1 protein-coding gene is annotated in these 549 nt (G+C 45.0%); it reads left to right on the forward strand.

Features of this window, described 5'->3' with window-relative positions:
* Positions 1-549 (forward strand): GGDEF domain-containing protein (locus R7E78_RS29570; protein ID WP_318059074.1); only part of this gene is annotated, 549 nt, incomplete at both ends.

The following is a 549-nucleotide window of genomic DNA, read 5'->3' on the forward strand; positions in this document are numbered from 1 at the left end:
ACAGTTCGGTTCCAGTGACGAAAATCTCCCACGACTTTGAAAAAATCATCGACTCAGACAAAGAACGGATCCTCAATCGTTGGAGTTTGGTCAAAACGGTATATCCCATTTACCTGTTGCCAATTGCCATTTTCATCATGGTTATTGCCACGCTTTACCATATCTTCGCCCTTAAGCGAATGGTGACTCTACGAACCAAACAGCTTACCTTCGCAAATCAGCAATTGCTTGAACTGACGCTGACGGATCCGCTCACCAAACTTTATAATCGCAGGCATTTGATCGAGCGACTGGCAACGCTGAGTTCATTGCAAAAAAACGTAACCGTGATGGTGTTTGATATTGATGACTTTAAATCGATAAACGACAAATACGGCCATTTAATCGGTGACCAAGCGATTGTCGCTGTTGCCGACACGGCAAAATCGCTGACTGACGAACGAATAACCTTAGCGCGAATCGGTGGTGAGGAATTTGCGTTGGTGACTGCCTCTCTATCTGAAAAAGAAGCTGAAACGCTTGCAAAGGCGATTTGCAGCTGTGTTTACG

This window comes from Vibrio sp. YT-19(2023), assembly GCF_033337395.1.